The sequence below is a fragment of the Roseovarius sp. genome (assembly GCF_018066915.1).
Lineage (GTDB): Bacteria > Pseudomonadota > Alphaproteobacteria > Rhodobacterales > Rhodobacteraceae > Roseovarius.
The window spans coordinates 1-15,358 of sequence record NZ_JAGPVV010000128.1 but is presented as its reverse complement, the minus strand read 5'-3'; the positions used below and the strand labels follow the sequence as shown (position 1 = coordinate 15,358).

At 64.8% G+C, this 15,358-nt stretch carries 18 protein-coding genes and 1 tRNA gene; 7 read left to right on the top strand and 12 right to left on the bottom strand.

Annotated features, from left to right (window positions below):
* Positions 1 to 140 precede the first annotated feature (140 nt).
* The 4 genes from KBT70_RS07055 to KBT70_RS07040 form a co-directional block, all read right to left on the bottom strand.
* Positions 141 to 488 (bottom strand): hypothetical protein, encoded by a 348-nt coding sequence (locus KBT70_RS07055; RefSeq protein WP_296630381.1) that lies wholly within the window; start codon positions 486 to 488, stop codon positions 141 to 143.
* 103 nt (positions 489 to 591) lie between these two features.
* Entirely contained in the window at positions 592 to 882 is a 291-nt protein-coding gene (gene rpmB / locus KBT70_RS07050; RefSeq protein WP_296630379.1) for a 50S ribosomal protein L28, read from the bottom strand.
* A gap of 293 nt (positions 883 to 1,175) precedes the next feature.
* A tRNA-Ala gene (locus KBT70_RS07045) sits at positions 1,176 to 1,251 on the bottom strand.
* A gap of 84 nt (positions 1,252 to 1,335) precedes the next feature.
* Complete coding sequence (locus tag KBT70_RS07040) at positions 1,336 to 1,662, bottom strand: TIGR02300 family protein (protein ID WP_296630377.1); 327 nt, start codon at positions 1,660 to 1,662, stop codon at positions 1,336 to 1,338.
* Between the two features lie 112 nt (positions 1,663 to 1,774).
* Here KBT70_RS07040 and KBT70_RS07035 point away from each other — a divergent pair, with 112 nt between their 5' ends.
* The gene (locus KBT70_RS07035) at positions 1,775 to 2,464 is read left to right on the top strand and encodes a SprT family zinc-dependent metalloprotease (RefSeq protein WP_296630373.1); all 690 of its coding nucleotides are present in this window, start codon (positions 1,775 to 1,777) and stop codon (positions 2,462 to 2,464) included.
* A gap of 34 nt (positions 2,465 to 2,498) precedes the next feature.
* Positions 2,499 to 3,146: a GntR family transcriptional regulator gene (locus KBT70_RS07030; RefSeq protein ID WP_037244604.1), complete on the top strand. Its 648-nt coding sequence runs from the start codon at positions 2,499 to 2,501 to the stop codon at positions 3,144 to 3,146.
* Between the two features lie 4 nt (positions 3,147 to 3,150).
* Here the strand turns inward: KBT70_RS07030 and cbiB are convergent, their stop codons facing one another.
* The 3 genes from cbiB to KBT70_RS07015 are packed head-to-tail and all read right to left on the bottom strand — an operon-like array spanning position 3,151 to position 5,389.
* A complete protein-coding gene (gene cbiB / locus KBT70_RS07025) occupies positions 3,151 to 4,044 on the bottom strand; it encodes an adenosylcobinamide-phosphate synthase CbiB (protein WP_296630383.1) in 894 nt (297 codons plus the stop codon).
* Positions 4,045 to 4,058: 14 nt separating this feature from the next.
* Positions 4,059 to 5,003, bottom strand: a complete 945-nt coding sequence (gene cobD, locus KBT70_RS07020; protein ID WP_296630365.1) for a threonine-phosphate decarboxylase CobD — start codon at positions 5,001 to 5,003, stop codon at positions 4,059 to 4,061.
* A 5-nt stretch (positions 5,004 to 5,008) separates the two neighbouring features.
* Positions 5,009 to 5,389 (bottom strand): DUF1636 domain-containing protein, encoded by a 381-nt coding sequence (locus KBT70_RS07015; protein ID WP_296630361.1) that lies wholly within the window; start codon positions 5,387 to 5,389, stop codon positions 5,009 to 5,011.
* Between the two features lie 233 nt (positions 5,390 to 5,622).
* On the opposite strand from KBT70_RS07015, the gene gpmI reads away from it, so the two are divergent.
* From gpmI to KBT70_RS06995, 4 genes are all read left to right on the top strand, one after another.
* On the top strand, positions 5,623 to 7,137 hold the full coding sequence (gene gpmI, locus KBT70_RS07010) for a 2,3-bisphosphoglycerate-independent phosphoglycerate mutase (RefSeq protein WP_296630358.1): 1,515 nt from the start codon (positions 5,623 to 5,625) through the stop codon (positions 7,135 to 7,137).
* Positions 7,134 to 8,273: a peptidoglycan DD-metalloendopeptidase family protein gene (locus KBT70_RS07005; protein ID WP_296630354.1), complete on the top strand. Its 1,140-nt coding sequence runs from the start codon at positions 7,134 to 7,136 to the stop codon at positions 8,271 to 8,273. The genes gpmI and KBT70_RS07005 overlap by 4 nt, the downstream gene beginning before the upstream one ends.
* 3 nt (positions 8,274 to 8,276) lie before the next feature.
* A complete protein-coding gene (locus KBT70_RS07000) occupies positions 8,277 to 9,617 on the top strand; it encodes a S41 family peptidase (RefSeq protein ID WP_296630351.1) in 1,341 nt (446 codons plus the stop codon).
* A gap of 137 nt (positions 9,618 to 9,754) precedes the next feature.
* Positions 9,755 to 9,979 carry a DUF3303 family protein gene (locus tag KBT70_RS06995; protein ID WP_296630346.1) on the top strand — a complete coding sequence of 75 codons (225 nt, stop codon included), beginning with the start codon at positions 9,755 to 9,757 and terminating at the stop codon, positions 9,977 to 9,979.
* Positions 9,980 to 10,098: 119 nt separating this feature from the next.
* Here the strand turns inward: KBT70_RS06995 and KBT70_RS06990 are convergent, their stop codons facing one another.
* From KBT70_RS06990 to KBT70_RS06970, 5 genes are all read right to left on the bottom strand, one after another.
* A complete protein-coding gene (locus tag KBT70_RS06990) occupies positions 10,099 to 10,725 on the bottom strand; it encodes a hypothetical protein (protein WP_296630344.1) in 627 nt (208 codons plus the stop codon).
* Between the two features lie 25 nt (positions 10,726 to 10,750).
* Positions 10,751 to 10,885 (bottom strand): aa3-type cytochrome c oxidase subunit IV, encoded by a 135-nt coding sequence (locus KBT70_RS06985; protein WP_296630342.1) that lies wholly within the window; start codon positions 10,883 to 10,885, stop codon positions 10,751 to 10,753.
* A 90-nt stretch (positions 10,886 to 10,975) separates the two neighbouring features.
* Entirely contained in the window at positions 10,976 to 11,428 is a 453-nt protein-coding gene (locus KBT70_RS06980) for a DUF6173 family protein (protein ID WP_296630339.1), read from the bottom strand.
* Between the two features lie 16 nt (positions 11,429 to 11,444).
* Positions 11,445 to 12,488, bottom strand: coding sequence for an MBL fold metallo-hydrolase (locus KBT70_RS06975; protein ID WP_296630336.1), 1,044 nt, complete (start codon positions 12,486 to 12,488; stop codon positions 11,445 to 11,447).
* Positions 12,488 to 14,206, bottom strand: a complete 1,719-nt coding sequence (locus tag KBT70_RS06970) for an acyl-CoA dehydrogenase (protein WP_296630333.1) — start codon at positions 14,204 to 14,206, stop codon at positions 12,488 to 12,490. The genes KBT70_RS06975 and KBT70_RS06970 overlap by 1 nt, the downstream gene beginning before the upstream one ends.
* Before the next feature lie 137 nt (positions 14,207 to 14,343).
* Here KBT70_RS06970 and KBT70_RS06965 point away from each other — a divergent pair, with 137 nt between their 5' ends.
* The gene (locus KBT70_RS06965) at positions 14,344 to 15,303 is read left to right on the top strand and encodes an L-threonylcarbamoyladenylate synthase (protein ID WP_296630330.1); all 960 of its coding nucleotides are present in this window, start codon (positions 14,344 to 14,346) and stop codon (positions 15,301 to 15,303) included.
* Positions 15,304 to 15,358 lie beyond the last annotated feature (55 nt).

The window sequence follows — 15,358 nt, the reverse complement described above, 5'->3', positions numbered from 1 at the left end:
GGGCGTAGGTATCGAGCACGTGGATTTCCTGTGCCAGCGCGGGCGCGGCAAGGGCGGTTGCGGCAAAGGCCGCCAGAAGGGTGGATTTGAAGGACATGGGTCGCTCCTTGAATGTTTGTGTCACGGTCTGGGAAGGATGCTCAGACAGGCACAGGCGGCGCGCGGGCCACACTCGGGGGCAGAGCGCGCATGACCGCATGGGGCACCACAACGAATGCCTTGATCCGTCGCTCCGAGGCGAGCCAGAGGCCAAGGCCGGGGGAGGGCACGAGCACGACAGCGAAACCGGGCAGGCAATCGGGGCAGAGATAAGGGGCGGCCACAGGCTGTCCCTCGGCGTCGACTGTGACTGTGACCGGCCCTGTGCCGGTGCAGAGCACGATCTGGCCCACCGGCTGCGCCGCCCCGCGCGCCACGGCAAGGCTCTGGCTGGTGAGGGCCAGAACAAGGCAAAGGCCCAAGGCCAGGATCGGGTGCAGGGGTCTCATCAGCCCGAGATATAGGCCCGCGCCCCCAGCTTGGGCAAGCGGCAAAAGCAAACAGCCCCGCCGGTTGGGCAGGGCTGGATGCAAGGCGATTGGGCGCGAAGGATCAGGCGGTTGCGGCCTGAGCCTTGGCAATCTCTTTCTTGACCTTCAGGGCAGAGGCCGACAGTTCTTCATCCTTGGCTTTGGCCAGGAACGCATCCAGACCACCACGATGATCGACGCTGCGCAGGGCATGGGCCGAAATCCGCAGCTTGATGCCACGGTTCAGGGTTTCTGATTGCAGGGTCACGTCGTTCAGGTTCGGCAGATACCGACGACGTGTCTTGTTGTTGGCGTGGCTGGAGTTGTTGCCAACCATCGGGCCTTTTCCGGTCAGTTCACAGCGGCGCGACATGAGATCATCCTCGTTCTTGCTGAGGGCGCGTGCTGGCCCTTCTTAACACAAACGGGCACCACCACAGGCAGCGCCCCGAATTCCATTCGGCGTCTTTAGGCCCAAAGCACAGGCGCGTCAAGGGATTCTCGGGCTGAATTTGCCGCAATCCCGCGCCAGCCCCGCGCGTGCCATCATGGCGGCCATCAACGCCTTCGGCGAGAGTATTTTGGCCATAAAGAAGCAGGCAGGGCAGACGCAAGGGGACACCGTCGGTTGCGGCGAGCGTCTAACTGCGTGATTATTGGCGGAATTGGTGGAGCCTAGGGGGATCGAACCCCTGACCTCTTGCATGCCATGCAAGCGCTCTCCCAGCTGAGCTAAGGCCCCAATTCCATGGCCGCTTTGGGCCGTGCGCCGCTATCTAGGCAAAGCGGCGGGCGGGATCAAGTGGAAAATCCCGCCCTCCGATCATTAAAGATCGTTGTCGTCCGAGGCCACGTCGGCGATGTCGTCAAGCGACACATCCTCGTCCTCGTCATCCTCGAGCAGATCATCATCCAGCTCGACATCAACGTCCTCATCATCCAGCAGATCGGCATCATCATCGAGGATGCTCCCTGCCTTCAGTTTCTTCGTTTCCGCATCTTCGGCGTCCGGTGCCATCGAGCGCGTTTTATGCGACGACAGTTCCACCACCTCGCCCGTGTATGGGCTGACGATCGGGTTCTTGTTCAGGTCGTAAAAGCGTTTGCCGGTGGTCGGGCAGATACGCTTGACGCCCCATTCTTCCTTGGGCATGGGTGATCCCCTTTGAATCTCTGGTCTTGTCGACGATCCGCGTCCCCTGCCATAACATTGCAGAGCTGTCAAAGCCTTTGACGGTGAACCCGGACCCCGAGCAGGAGCGCATATGGGCCATCACATGCTGGCGGGCAACCCCCCCGTTGCACTCAGTCTGCGTCACAGTGCCCGCGCGCGGCGGATTTCGCTGCGTGTGTCGGGGCTGGATGGGCGGGTGACGCTGACGATTCCGCGCGGTGTGAGCGAGGCCGAGGCCCTGGCCTTTGCCCGTTCGCGCGCCGATTGGTTGCGGGGGCATCTGGCGGGGCGGCCAGATCAGAGGCTTGTGGGGATCGGCTGTGATCTGCCGGTCGAGGGCGAGACCTTGCGAATCGTGCCCGGTAGCGGGCGGCGGATCGTGCGTGAGGCGGCGCAGCTCTGTGTGCCGGGGGCGGCAGAGAGCGTTGCTGCACGGCTTGAAGGCTGGCTAAAGGCGCGGGCGCGCGATCGGCTAGCGGCGGCGTCGGATCACTATGCCGGCCTCTTGGGGCGGCGCTACACCCGGCTGACCTTGCGTGACACGCGGTCGCGGTGGGGGTCCTGTTCGGCCACGGGCGCGCTCAGCTATTCGTGGCGTCTGATCCTCGCGCCGCCCATAGTGCTGGATTATGTGGCGGCGCATGAAGTGGCGCATCTGGCGCAGATGAACCATTCGCCCGCCTTCTGGGCCGAGGTGGCGCGCCTCATGCCCGACTATGAAACCCCGCGCGCCTGGTTGCGCCGCGAAGGCAGCGCGCTGCACCGCTATCGTTTTCGGTGATTGACCGGCGCGGGATTTGTGATCACATGGGGCCATGCTTTTGCCGCCGCGCCCCGATCCGTCCCCCTCTGCGCATGACCGCGTCTATCGCGGCCTGCGGTCGCGCATCATGCACGGCGAGATTGCCCCCGGTCAGGCGCTGACCCTGCGCGGCATCGGTGCCGAATTCGGCGTGTCCATGACGCCTGCGCGAGAGGCCGTGCGCCGCCTGTCGGCCGAGGGGGCGTTGACCATGTCCAGCTCTGGCCGCGTGTCCACGCCGGAACTCAACAGCGAGCGGATCGAAGAACTGGCCGCGCTGCGCGCGCTCATCGAGGTGGAACTGGCCAGCCGTGCCCTGCCGCGCGCGCATATCGCCTTGATTGACCGGCTCCAGAGCATCAATGCCCGCGTGGCCGAGGATATCGCCCGTCAGGACGCGGTGGGCTATATCCGCCGCAATCTCGAATTCCACCGCACGCTCTATCTGCGCGCGCAGGCCCCTGCGATGCTGGCCATGGCCGAGACTGTCTGGCTCCAGCTTGGGCCCACGATGCGCGCGCTCTATGGCCGACTGCGGCGCAAGGATCCGCCGCATTATCATCGCCTCATCATCGCTGCGCTGAAGGCAGGGGATGAACCCAGCCTGCGTCTGGCGGTCCGCTCTGATGTGACCCAAGGGCTGAAGATGCTGATCGGCTGAGAGGTCAGTGCAGGAGTGCAAGCCCCGCCCCTAGGGCCGCCACGAGGACCAGTGCCGCGCCCCAGGCACGCCAGAGCGCGCGGCAGGCGGCCTCGACCTCTGTTGCGCCGATGTCGCGCCGCCCCGACGCATTCACATAAGGAAACTCTTGCCGCGTGCCGTGATAGGATCGTGGGCCAGAGAGCGCCACGCCCAAGGCGCGCGCCATCGCGGCTTCGGGCCAGCCAGCATTGGGCGAGCGGTGTTGCCGCGCCTCCCGCGCGACCGCATCCCATTGCCACCAGAGCGCATGGGTTGCGAGAATGAGCCCCGCCGTCGCCCGCGCGGGGGCGAGATTGAGCAGGTCGTCGAATCGTGCGGCAGCCCAGCCGAAGGCCTCGTGGCGGGGCGTGCGATAGCCGATCATGCTGTCGGCAGTGTTGGTGATCTTGTAGAGCATCAGCCCCGGCAACCCGCCGATGAGAAACCAGAAGGCGGGGGCGATCACCCCGTCGCTAAGGTTTTCGGCGGCTGATTCGATGGCGCCGCGCGCCACATCCGAGGGCTGCATCGCGGCGGTATCGCGCCCCACGATCTGTGCCACCGCGCGCCGCCCGTCGCCCAAGGATATCCGCAGGTCACGCGCGACCGCCGCCACGTGATCGACCAGCGAGCGTTGCGCGAGCAGGATTGCGGCGACGATGACCTCGACCATAGGCCCAAGTTGCGAGAGCGTCCAGCCCAGCCCAAGGGCCAAAAGCCCGAGGCCAGTCATCGCCGCGATGCCCCGCGCGCGCCGTGCCGCGCCACGATTGAGCACCCGGTCGCACCAGCCCACCGCGCGCCCCATCAGGACCGCCGGATGCGGCAACCGGTCCCAGAGCCAGCGCGGCTCGCCCAAGGCGGCATCAAGCAGCATCGCCAGAACGAGGGTCACAGCGCCGCCTCGAGCCGCGCCCAGCCCTCTGGTCCCGGCAGGCCGAGGCGGATCAGATCATCTGCATAGGGAAACACCCGGATGAGAATCCGGTGTTCGGCCAGACGCGCCTGCCACGCCTCGGCGGATTTGACCCGGTAAAGCCGGAAGAGGGCACAGCCTCCCACCGCCTCGGCCCCCGCGCGCCACATCAGCGCATCAAGACGCGCCGCCTCTTCATTGAGGCGCACCCGCGTCTCGCGCGCCCAATCCGGATCGCTAAGCGCCCGCGCCCCGATTTCCAGCGCCGGGCCAGAGACCGGCCAAGGCCCCAGCATCTCGGCCAACCGCTCCACCTCGGCGCGCGCGCCGATGGCAAAGCCAAGCCGCAGCCCTGCCAGCCCCCAGAACTTGCCAAAACTTTTCAGCACGATTGTGCCCGGTGTCGTCGCGTGGCGCACCAGTGAGCGATCCGGGGCCACGTCGCAGAAACTCTCGTCGATCACGGTCAGGGGAGCGGTCAGGTCTTGCGCGCCGTAAAACTGTCCCGTGGGGTTGTTGGGATGCACGATCACCCGCGCGTCAACGGGCGCATCGGTTGTGCGGGCGTCGATCATCTGCCAGCCATGGGTGCGAAAGCTGGCGGCGTGTTCATTGTAGGTGGGGCCGGGGATATGCACCGCTCCGGGCGCACGCAGGCCGGGCAGCCGTGCGATCAGCGCCGAGGCACCGGGAGCAGCCAGCACCGAGGCCCCGTCCGGCACCTGCCAGAAATGCCGCGCGGCGCGGATCAGCGCCTCTTGTGCGGCGCGGTCGGGCAGGGCGGTCCAGGCCTCGGTTGTGATTTCGCCCACCGGATAGGGCAGGGGGTTGATCCCCGTTGAGAGGTCAATCCAATCGGTCCGCTCTCCGCCATGTGCAGCGCGCGCCGCGTCGATCCCGCCGCCATGGTCCCGGTGCATGTGCGTCACGCCTCGGTGTCAGAGGGCAAGGGGGGATGGCGGGTCACGAAATGCCCCTTTACCCCCTGCGGCCATTGTTTGTAGGGCACCTGACCTGTCGCGCTCTCGGCATGGAGCGTGGCATAGGCGACAATCGCCTCGGCGGCTTCTTTCTCGGGGGTGAAATCGCCCAAGGTATAGGCCAGCTTGCCCGCGCCCTGAATGGCCACGTTACACCCCTTCCCACAGCCCATGAGACAGGCCACCCGCCGTGTGCGGACCGCCTGGCATCCCTCTGCGGCGCGCTCGACAAGCGCGGCGAGATCCTCGCCATGCGGGCGCGTGTGCGTGGCGGCGTCCCAATCCTCGCGCTTGCAGGTGTCGCAAATGGTGATCCAAGTTGTCATCTTGTGCCTTTCCTTGTCCGCAAGCCCGTTCAAGCGGAATTCCGCTCTGTTCGCAAGCGCCCTGACGGGTCTGTTTGCTGACGCATCGCCATAGCGGTGTGATAGGGCGAAGGCAGGGCTGGGACAGTGCGAGGCACGACAGGATTCCGCCGGATTGCGGCGCGACCGCAAAGCAGCTTCACCCTGCGGTCCCGACAGGCTAGAAGGCGGCAACACGAAGGTCAGGAGAGAGCATGCCGAAACCCGTCGTCCTGTGCATCCTCGATGGTTGGGGGCTGAGTGACAGCCCCCATGCCAATGCGCCCCATCTGGCGCAGACGCCCGTTTTCGACCGGCTGATGGCCACCTGTCCCCATGCCACGTTGATCACCCACGGCCCCGATGTGGGCCTGCCGCGCGGGCAGATGGGCAATTCCGAGGTGGGCCACACCAATATCGGCGCGGGGCGCGTGGTGGCGATGGACTTGGGCCAGATCGACCTTGCCATCGAAGACGGGTCTTTCTTTGCAAACAGCGGTTTGCAGGGATTTATCGCCAAGATGAAGGCCAGCGGCGGGCGGGCGCATCTCTTGGGGCTTATGTCGGATGGCGGGGTGCATGGGCATCTCAATCACATCGCGGCGGCGGCGCGAGCGCTGACCGAGTCGGGCGTTCCGGTGTTGCTCCATGCGTTGACCGATGGGCGCGACGTGGCCCCGAAGTCGGCGCGGGTGCAATTGGAGAAACTGCGCGAGATCATGCCGCCCGAGGTGCGGATCGCGACCGTCACGGGGCGCTATTTCGCGATGGACCGCGACAACCGCTGGTCGCGCGTGCAAGAGGCTTATGAGGCGATTGTCGCAGGACGCGGCCTGCGCTGCCCTGATCCGCGCATGGCGATCACCAATGGCTATGCCCGCTCCGAGACCGACGAATTCATCACCGCGACGGTGATTGGCGACTATATGGGTGCGCGGGATGGCGACGGTCTCTTTTGTCTCAACTTTCGCGCCGACCGTGCCCGCGAAATCCTGCAAGCGGTTGCCGATCCGGCCTTTGCCGCGTTCGAGCGGGGGGCGTGCCCGCATTGGGCGGCCCTGCTTGGGATGGTGGAATATTCCGAGGCGCATAATGCCTGGTTCGACACGGTGTTTCCCTCGCGCGCCATCGTCAACACGCTGGCGGAATGGGTGGCGCAGCATGGTCTGAGCCAGTTTCACCTCGCCGAGACCGAGAAATATCCGCATGTGACCTTTTTCCTCAACGGCGGCAAGGAACAGCCCGAGGTGGGCGAGGATCGCTATATGGCGCCCTCGCCCAATGTCGCCACCTATGATCTCAAGCCCGAGATGTCCGCCGAAGAGGTTACGACCCGGCTCGTCGCGGCGATCCGGGGGCGGTATGATCTGATCGTGGTCAATTATGCCAATCCCGACATGGTCGGCCATACCGGCGATCTCAAGGCGGCGATTGCGGCCTGCGAGGCGGTGGATCGGGGGCTGGCGCGGGTGATTGCCGCGCTCGAAGAGGTCGGCGGCACGATGATCGTCACGGCGGATCATGGCAATTGCGAGGTGATGGTCGATCCCGAAACCGGCGGGCCGCATACCGCCCACACGCTCAATCCCGTGCCGGTTATCCTTCTGGGTGGGCCAGAGGGGACGGGCCTGCGCGCGGGCGGGCGGTTGGCAGATCTGGCACCCACGGTGTTGCAGTTGATGGGGCTGTCAATCCCTGCGGAAATGACCGGGGAGACCCTGTTGACATGAGGGTCTTGCCCGTCACCTGCGCGATCTTGATGCTCTGTGGAGGGCTGTCGCCCGCCGTGGCACAGGACCCCGCGACCGCGGCGCGCGAGGCGGGCGAGCAACTGAGCCTTGCGGCCGAGGCCCTGGCCGAGGCAGAGGGCGCACAAAACCGGGTCAAGGCGCTGACGCAGGTGATCGCGGCCTATGAGGATGGGCTAGAGGCGATGCGCGACGGGCTGCGCCGGGCGTCGCTGCGCGAACAGGCGCTTGGCGCTGAGTTGCAGGCCCGCGAGGCCGAGATTGCGCAGTTGCTGGGTGTGCTTTCGACCATGGGCAATGCCCCGGTGCCGGTGCTGCTCATGCATCCGTCGGGGCCGGTCGGCACGGCGCGGGCCGGGATGATCCTGTCCGAGGTCGCCCCCGCACTGGATGCCCGCGCGCTTGAATTGCGCGACAAGGTGCAGGAGTTGAGCGTGCTGCGCGTGCTCCAGCAAAGTGCGGCGGACAAGCTGCAAGAGGGGCTGGAGGGCGTGCAAGAGGCGCGCACCGCCCTCAGCACCGCCATGGCCGAGCGCACCGACCTGCCGCGCCGTTTTACCGAAGACCCGGTCAGGACCGCGCTGCTCATCGCCTCGACCGAGACGCTGGAGGGATTCGCCAGCGGTCTGAGCGAAATCGCGGTGGATGAGGCACCGGGCAGCCTGCCCGACATCACGGCGCGCAAAGGCGCATTGCCGCTGCCTGCGGAGGGGGTGATCCTGCGCCGTGCGGGTGAAGCGGATGCCGCCGGGGTCGCGCGCCCCGGTATTCTCTTGGCCACGCGCCCGCGCGCCCTTGTCACCGCGCCCAGTGCGGCAACAGTGCGCTATCGCGGGCCCTTGCTCGACTACGGAAATGTGATCATTCTGGAACCGCAGGCGGGGATTTTGCTGGTGTTTGCGGGTCTCGATGTTGTTTATGGTCAGGCAGGGCAGGTTCTGCCGGGCGGCAGCCCGGTGGGGCTGATGGGAGGGGCAGGGACCGAAGGCGATCTGCTGCTTGCCGCCGATGCACAGGATACGGGTGCCAGACGCACACAGACGCTCTATATAGAGGTGCGGCAAGACAATTCTCCAGTGGACCCGCTCACGTGGTTCAAGACCGATAAGGATGGTTGAGACATGAAAAAATTCCTGATGGCCGCCTCTGCCGGCATTCTGACTGGCGCTGTGGTGACGACACAGGTGGCCGCCCCGCTGTTGGCGCAGGAGGCCGAGACGACCAACAACGTCTACGAACAGCTTGATCTCTTTGGAGATATTTTCGAGCGGATTCGGGCGCAATATGTTGAAGAGGTCGAAACCAAAGAGCTGATCGAGGCCGCGATCAACGGCATGTTGACCTCGCTTGACCCCCATTCCAGCTATCTCTCGCCTGATGACGCCGAGAACATGCAGGTGCAGACGCGCGGCGAATTCGGTGGGCTTGGCATCGAGGTCACGCAAGAGGACGGGTTCGTCAAGGTGGTCTCCCCGATGGATGGCACGCCGGCAGATCAGGCCGGGATCGAAGCGGGCGATTTCATCACCCATGTGGACGGGGCCAGCGTTTTGGGCCTCACGCTCGACGAGGCGGTGGACCTGATGCGCGGCCCGGTGGGCAGCGAGATCATCATCACCGTGGTGCGGGAAGGCACGGCAGAGCCCTTTGACGTCTCGATCATCCGGGACACGATCAAGCTGACGGCGGTGCGCGCACGCGCCGAACAGGATGCGGTCGTGCTGCGCGTGACCACGTTCAACGATCAGACCTATGCCAACCTTGAAAGCGGTCTGGCGGAAAAGATCGAGGAATTGGGCGGCGAAGACAAGGTGAGCGGCATCATCCTCGATCTGCGCAACAATCCCGGTGGTCTGCTGACGCAGGCGATCAAGGTTTCTGACGCGTTCCTCGACAAGGGCGAGATCGTGAGCACAAGAGGCCGCAATCCTCAGGATGGTGAGCGTTTCAATGCCACGCCGGGTGATCTGGCGAATGGCAAGCCCATCGTTGTGTTGATCAACGGTGGCTCTGCCAGCGCCTCAGAGATCGTGGCCGGGGCGTTGCAGGATCATCACCGCGCCATCGTCGTGGGCACCAAGAGCTTTGGCAAAGGTTCGGTGCAGACGGTCATGCCGCTCCGGGGCAATGGCGCGATGCGCCTGACCACCTCGCGGTATTACACGCCCTCTGGCCGCTCGATTCAGGCGCTAGGTGTGAGCCCTGATATTCTGGTCGAGCAGCCCCCGCGCGCACCGCAGACCGAGGAGGAAGAGACCACCAACCGGCCCGACCGGTCCGAGGCTGATCTGCGGGGACGTCTGAACAACGACAGCCTGACCGAAGACGAGATCAAGCAGATCGAAGAGGACCGGGCCCGCGCCGAACAGGCGGCCAAGCTGCGCGAAGATGATTATCAACTGGCCTATGCCATTGATATCCTGCGCGGTCTCTCGGTCATGGCCGGGGGCCAGCCGGAGTAAACCCTTGGCTCAATGCCACGTAATCGCAACCCCGTCCGCCTTGTGCGGGCGGGGTTTTGTGTGGGGCGGTCATGGAATAGTGTGATCTTTGCCTGTTTGGAGCAGTCTTTGGCGGGGTTCTTGCGATGAGAAAATACATGGTCATCGAAAGGTTCAAGGAAGGCTGCTGTGATGCGGTCTATCAGAGATTTGAAACCTCAGGACGACTGCTGCCCGAGGGTTTGAGCTATCTGAATTCCTGGACCAATCGAGATCGCAACATCTGCTATCAGCTGATGGAGACGCGCCAGCCCGACCTTTTCGATGTATGGGTCTCGCGATGGAACGACCTTGTGGATTTTGAAATCATACCGTTGGATTGAGACGCGCGCGCTTAGCCTCTGTGAGGCATCCGTCTTGTCGCTGTGGCCAGACGACAGAGAGCAGGACTGAGCGCGGGCATTGAACGGCGCACGCTTTCGCACTCCAAGCCGCGCTTGCGCTACTGCGACGCCTTCACCGCTGCCGCACGTGCCGGGCTCCATGCCTCCAGCACCTTGGAATTGTCGTCGCTGTCATATTCGTAAAGCGTCTGTTCGGTGACGCCGGGGATCTTGCCAAAGGCCTCTGCGGTCTTGCGCGGATACCAGGAGGTGCCGATCTGGCCCGGAAACAGCTCTGCCAGAATTCGGGAGGTTGCAAAGGAGCATTGCGCCTGCGGCACCGGGCCATTCGCCTTGACCAGTTGCAAGGCACGTTCCGCCAGTTCCGGCGAGACGTCGAGTTGCTGGATCTGCACGCGGAACGTCTCGCGCGCGTGGTAGCGGGTATAGACATCCTCGACCTGAGGATTGATCCCGAAGAGCACATCATTGCGCTCGGGCAGGTGCCCGGCCTTGTTGAACGATCCGGCGGGGTCGAAAATCACCCGCTGCGAGCCATTCACCATCAGCGAGGTATGCGCGCCAGAGCCGTTGCCGTTGTTGATCATGGTAAATACGGTCAGGCGCGGGGGGCCGTCATGACGATAGGCGGCACGCGCCACCTCTTCATCGGGTGCCCAGACCGATTCCGCCGCACATCCCGCCAGCGTGAGAGAGGCGGCAAGCGCCAGAACCAATGACCGCATTATCTATCCTCGGCGGGTGCGCAGATCAGCCGTTGACCGCCGCGATAAAGAGCAACAGCGCGATGCAGGCGACAGCGACATAGGTCACCCACTTGATGAACCCGTCAAAGGTCTTTTCCTGAACGTCGATATTCATTTCACCATGCTTGTGCTCGGCCATGTCGCGTGTGTCCCTTGCTGTATGCAGTTCAAATTCCGCCGTTGGATAGCCCATTTGACCGGGGCTGTCACCACCCAAGCTGTCGCGGTTTCAGGCTTTGTTGAGGTCTTGGGCCAGTTGAAATCCGATTCGTTTCGGCTCTTCTGTCTCGACCTGTTTCGGCAGGGCGCGCAGCATCACGCTGAGTTGTCCGACATGCTGGATGAGCTGCGTGCGCATGCCCATCTGATCCTGTCCGTAAAAGGTCAGAATGTCGGGCTCGAAATAGCCCATGCCTTCGATGCGGATCACCCCACTGTCGCTCCCGGCAAAGCCCATGGCCACCTCATGCGCCTCGTCCAGAGTTTTCTCGAAGTTCTGGATATAGAGAATCAGCCGTTCATAGGCCCATTGCGCCGGGCTCTTGGTTTGGCCTGCGCCATTGGTCAGGGATTTTGCGGCTGTTTCGATACAGGGCTGGTTGGGGTCTGAATGCACCTCATGGGCGCGCGGCATGGCGTCGGCCTCTGCGGCTTCGGCGGTGGTGTGGATGGTCGGGTCCATGCGCCTGCCCCCCTTGTCAGCGATCCTTGATCTGCCAGAGCCAAGCCTCGTCGGCGCGCCGCCAGCGTGTCACCTCGCCAGCGTGCAGCAAGTGGTTGAGATGCGCAATGGCCTCGACCAGCGCCAAGCCGTAAGTGCCCCGGTCGATCTGGCGCTTGAAGAGCAGGGGGAAACACTCGGCAGCGGTGTGCGGTGTCGCAAGGAAGGTGCGCAGCCGGTCGAGCGCGCCGTGGTGATTGTCGCGCAACTGCTGCACGCGAAAGGGCAGGCCGGTGAAGGGCAGCTTGTGCCCCGGCAGCACGAGATGCGTGTCGCGGGCATGGGCGGCCAGCCGGTCGCAGGCGGCCAGCCAATCGGCCAAAGGGTCGGCCTCTGGTTCGGTCGGGTAGACGCCGATATTGGGGCTGATGCCGGGCAGGATCTGATCGCCTGCGATCACCAGGTTTGCATCGCGTGACCAGAGCGTGACATGTTCGGGCGCGTGCCCGCCGCCCATGCGCACATCCCAGTCATAGCCGCCCGCGCGGATCACGTCGCCCTCTTGGATGCGGGTATAGCCCACCGGGATGGGGGCGCAGATGTCCGAGAAATTATAGGGGCGCTCGGTCTTGCGGGCCTCGTATATCTCGGGGTCCATCCCGCCCGCCCGCGAAAAGGCGAGGGCCTGTGGCGTCGGGCTATCCTCGACATCGAGGATCAGCATCCGCGCCATGAGCCAGCTTGTGCGCGAGGCCCAAAGCTCTGCGCCGAACCGCGCCATCAACCAGCCCGCCATGCCGATATGGTCGGGATGATGATGTGTCAGGACCACGCGGCGCACCGGGCGACCCTGCAAGGGGCCAGCGAGAATGTCCTCCCATAGGGCGACGCTGCGCTTGGAATGAATGCCCGTATCGACGATGGTCCAGCTATCGCCCTCGTCCAGCGCGTAGATGTTGACGTGGTCGAGCACCATGGGCAGCGGCAGGCGCAGCCAGAGGATTCCGGGGGCCACCTCGGTCGCGGCCCCGGATGGGGGCGGCGTGTCCCACGGGGTGGCTATGATCGGGCACCCATCCATCAGGCCGCGAAATCCTCGGGCGTGAGGGCATAGAGATCGCTAGCCCCTTGGGTGGCATGGGCCAAGAGACCCGCGTGTTCCGGCAAGAGGCGTGTGATGTAGAAGCGCGCAAGCCGCGTGCGCGGCCCGCTGCCGCCCTCGGCCAAGGCCGCCCTGAGGTGGAAATGCCCGCCCAGAACCCGCGCAAAGCCGCGCAGGAAGGGGGCCGCCCCGGCGAACCGCTGGTTGAGGTCCTTTTGCCCCAGCATCCACTCGACCGCTTCGCGCAAGCTCTCGGTGGCCTGCCAGACGGGTTCGGCCAATGCGGGCAGGCTGGCGCGGGCGGTCTCGGCCTGTGCCTCGATCTCGTCGAGCAGGGCATAGGCCGCCTCGCCACCATCCATCAGCTTGCGTGCGGCAAGGTCCATGGCCTGAATGCCGTTGGTGCCCTCGTAGATTGCGGTGACGCGCACGTCGCGGGAATATTGCGCGGCGCCCGTTTCCTCGATGAACCCCATGCCGCCATGCACTTGCACACCCATTTCGGCCACAGCGATGCCGGTGTCGGTGCCAAAGGCCTTGGCAATCGGTGTGAGGAACGCCGCGCGCGCGGCCCAATGGGGTTTGCCGGTCGCGGTCTGCATGTCGATGGCCTGCGCGCAGGCAAGCGCTATGGCGCGGGCGGCAAAGATATCGGCCTTCATCGTGGCCAGCATCCGGCGCACATCGGCATGCTCGATGATGCTGCCCGCTCCACCCTCGACCGGGGTGCGGCCCTGTTTGCGGTCCATCGCATAGGCCAGTGCGTGTTGATAGGCGCCCTCGGCCACGCCGATGCCCTGACCGCCCACACCAAGGCGGGCGTTGTTCATCATGGTGAACATGGCGCGCATACCATCGTGAGGCTCGCCCACCAGCCAGCCGGTGGCCCCGTCGTATTGCATGACGGCCGTGGGGCTGCCGTGCAGGCCCATCTTGTGCTCGAGGCTCACGACCTTGAGGCTGTTGCGCTTGCCCGGATTGCCGGTGTCATCAGGCAGGAACTTGGGCACGAGAAAAAGGCTGATGCCCTTGGTGCCCGGCACGCCATCCGGCAGGCGGGCCAGCACGAGATGACAGACATTGCCGGTAAAATCGTTGTCGCCCCAAGAGATATAGATTTTTTGCCCGGTCACGGCATAGGTGCCGTCGCCATTGGGGTCCGCCTTGGAGCGCAGCGCGCCCACATCGGACCCGGCCTGAGGTTCGGTCAGGTTCATGGTGCCCGACCATTCGCCGCTGACCAGCTTGGGCAGGTAGATGGCCTTGAGGTCGTCCGAGGCGTGATGTTCCAGCGCTTCGATCTGGCCTTGGGTCATCAGCGGATTGAGTTGCAGCGAGAGGCAGGCCGAGGACATCATCTCGTTGACGGCGGTCGTCACCGTCATCGGAAGACCCATGCCACCATGATCGGGATGCGCGCTGATCGACACCCAGCCCCCGTCGGCAATCGCGCGGTACCCCTCAGCATAGCCGGGCGATGTGCGCACGACGCCATTCTCCAGCTTGGCGGGATGCAAATCGCCACTGCGTTGCAGAGGATAGAGCACCTCTTCGCACAGGCGCGCGGCTTCGGCGAGAATCGCGGCGGTCATGTCTGGCGTGGCCTCGGCAAACCGGTCGGTGTCAACCACGTGGGACAGGCCGACAATATGATCGAACAGAAAGCGATACTCATCTACAGGGGCGCGATAGGGCATGTTCCGTTTTCCTTTTCAACTCGTCGGCGTCGCTTGGCATCCGTCTGGAAGGCCTGTAGTGATCCGGTCCTGACGATCAAACTAGCCAAAGGCACAGCCGCGGCAACCAAAACGCGGCGTCAGGTCAGGGGACGTATATGCCAAATGCAACCGAAATATTGCAAGCGGACGCCGCCGGATTTGCGGCAGCCTCTGCGATATGGTCTGCTGGCGGTCTTGTCGCCTTTCCGACCGAGACGGTTTACGGCCTTGGGGCAGATGCCCGCAACGATCGGGCGGTGGCCCGGATATTCGAAGCCAAGGGGCGGCCCCGGTTCAATCCGCTGATCGTGCATGTCGAAACCGCGGACGCGGCCCGGCGCTATGTCGCATGGTCGGATGCAGCGGAAATCCTCGCCTCGGCCTTTTGGCCCGGTCCTCTGACCCTGGTGCTGCCGCTGCGCGCTGATGCCGGTCTCTCGCCCCTCGTGACGGCGGAGTTGCCGACGCTGGCCATCCGCGTGCCTGCGCATCCCGTGGCGCAGGGCTTGCTGGCGGCGTTCGGCGGACCGGTGGCGGCCCCTTCGGCCAATCCTTCGGGGCGGATCAGCCCGACCACGGCGGCGCATGTGTTGGCGGGGCTTTCGGGGCGGATCGAGGCGGTGATCGACGGTGGCGCCTGCGCGGTGGGGGTGGAATCCACCATCGTCGGTCTAGCGGGCCAGCCCAGTCTCTTGCGACCCGGAGGTGTGCCCATTGAGGCGCTCGAGGCGGCCTTGGGGCGCGCGCTGGCGCAGCACGCGGCGGGCGACCCGCTGGTGGCACCGGGGCAGATGCAATCGCATTATGCGCCGGGCGCTCCGGTGCGCCTGAATGCCCAAGAGCGGCAGGCGGGCGAGCTGCTCTTGGGATTCGGGGCGGTCGAGGCCGATCTGAACCTCTCGCCCTCGGGCGATCTGGTCGAGGCGGCGGCCAATCTTTTTGGGCATCTTCACGCGCTTGATGCCCGAGGCGCGGCGATTGCGGTCTCACCGATTCCCGAGGTGGGTTTGGGGCGCGCCATCAATGACCGCTTGCGTCGTGCGGCGGCCCCGCGCGACGAGAGTTTGCCGGGGTAACAACCTTTAGCCTTTGGGCAAATAGGGAATCGAGCCTGCGGCATCGGTGTCGTCG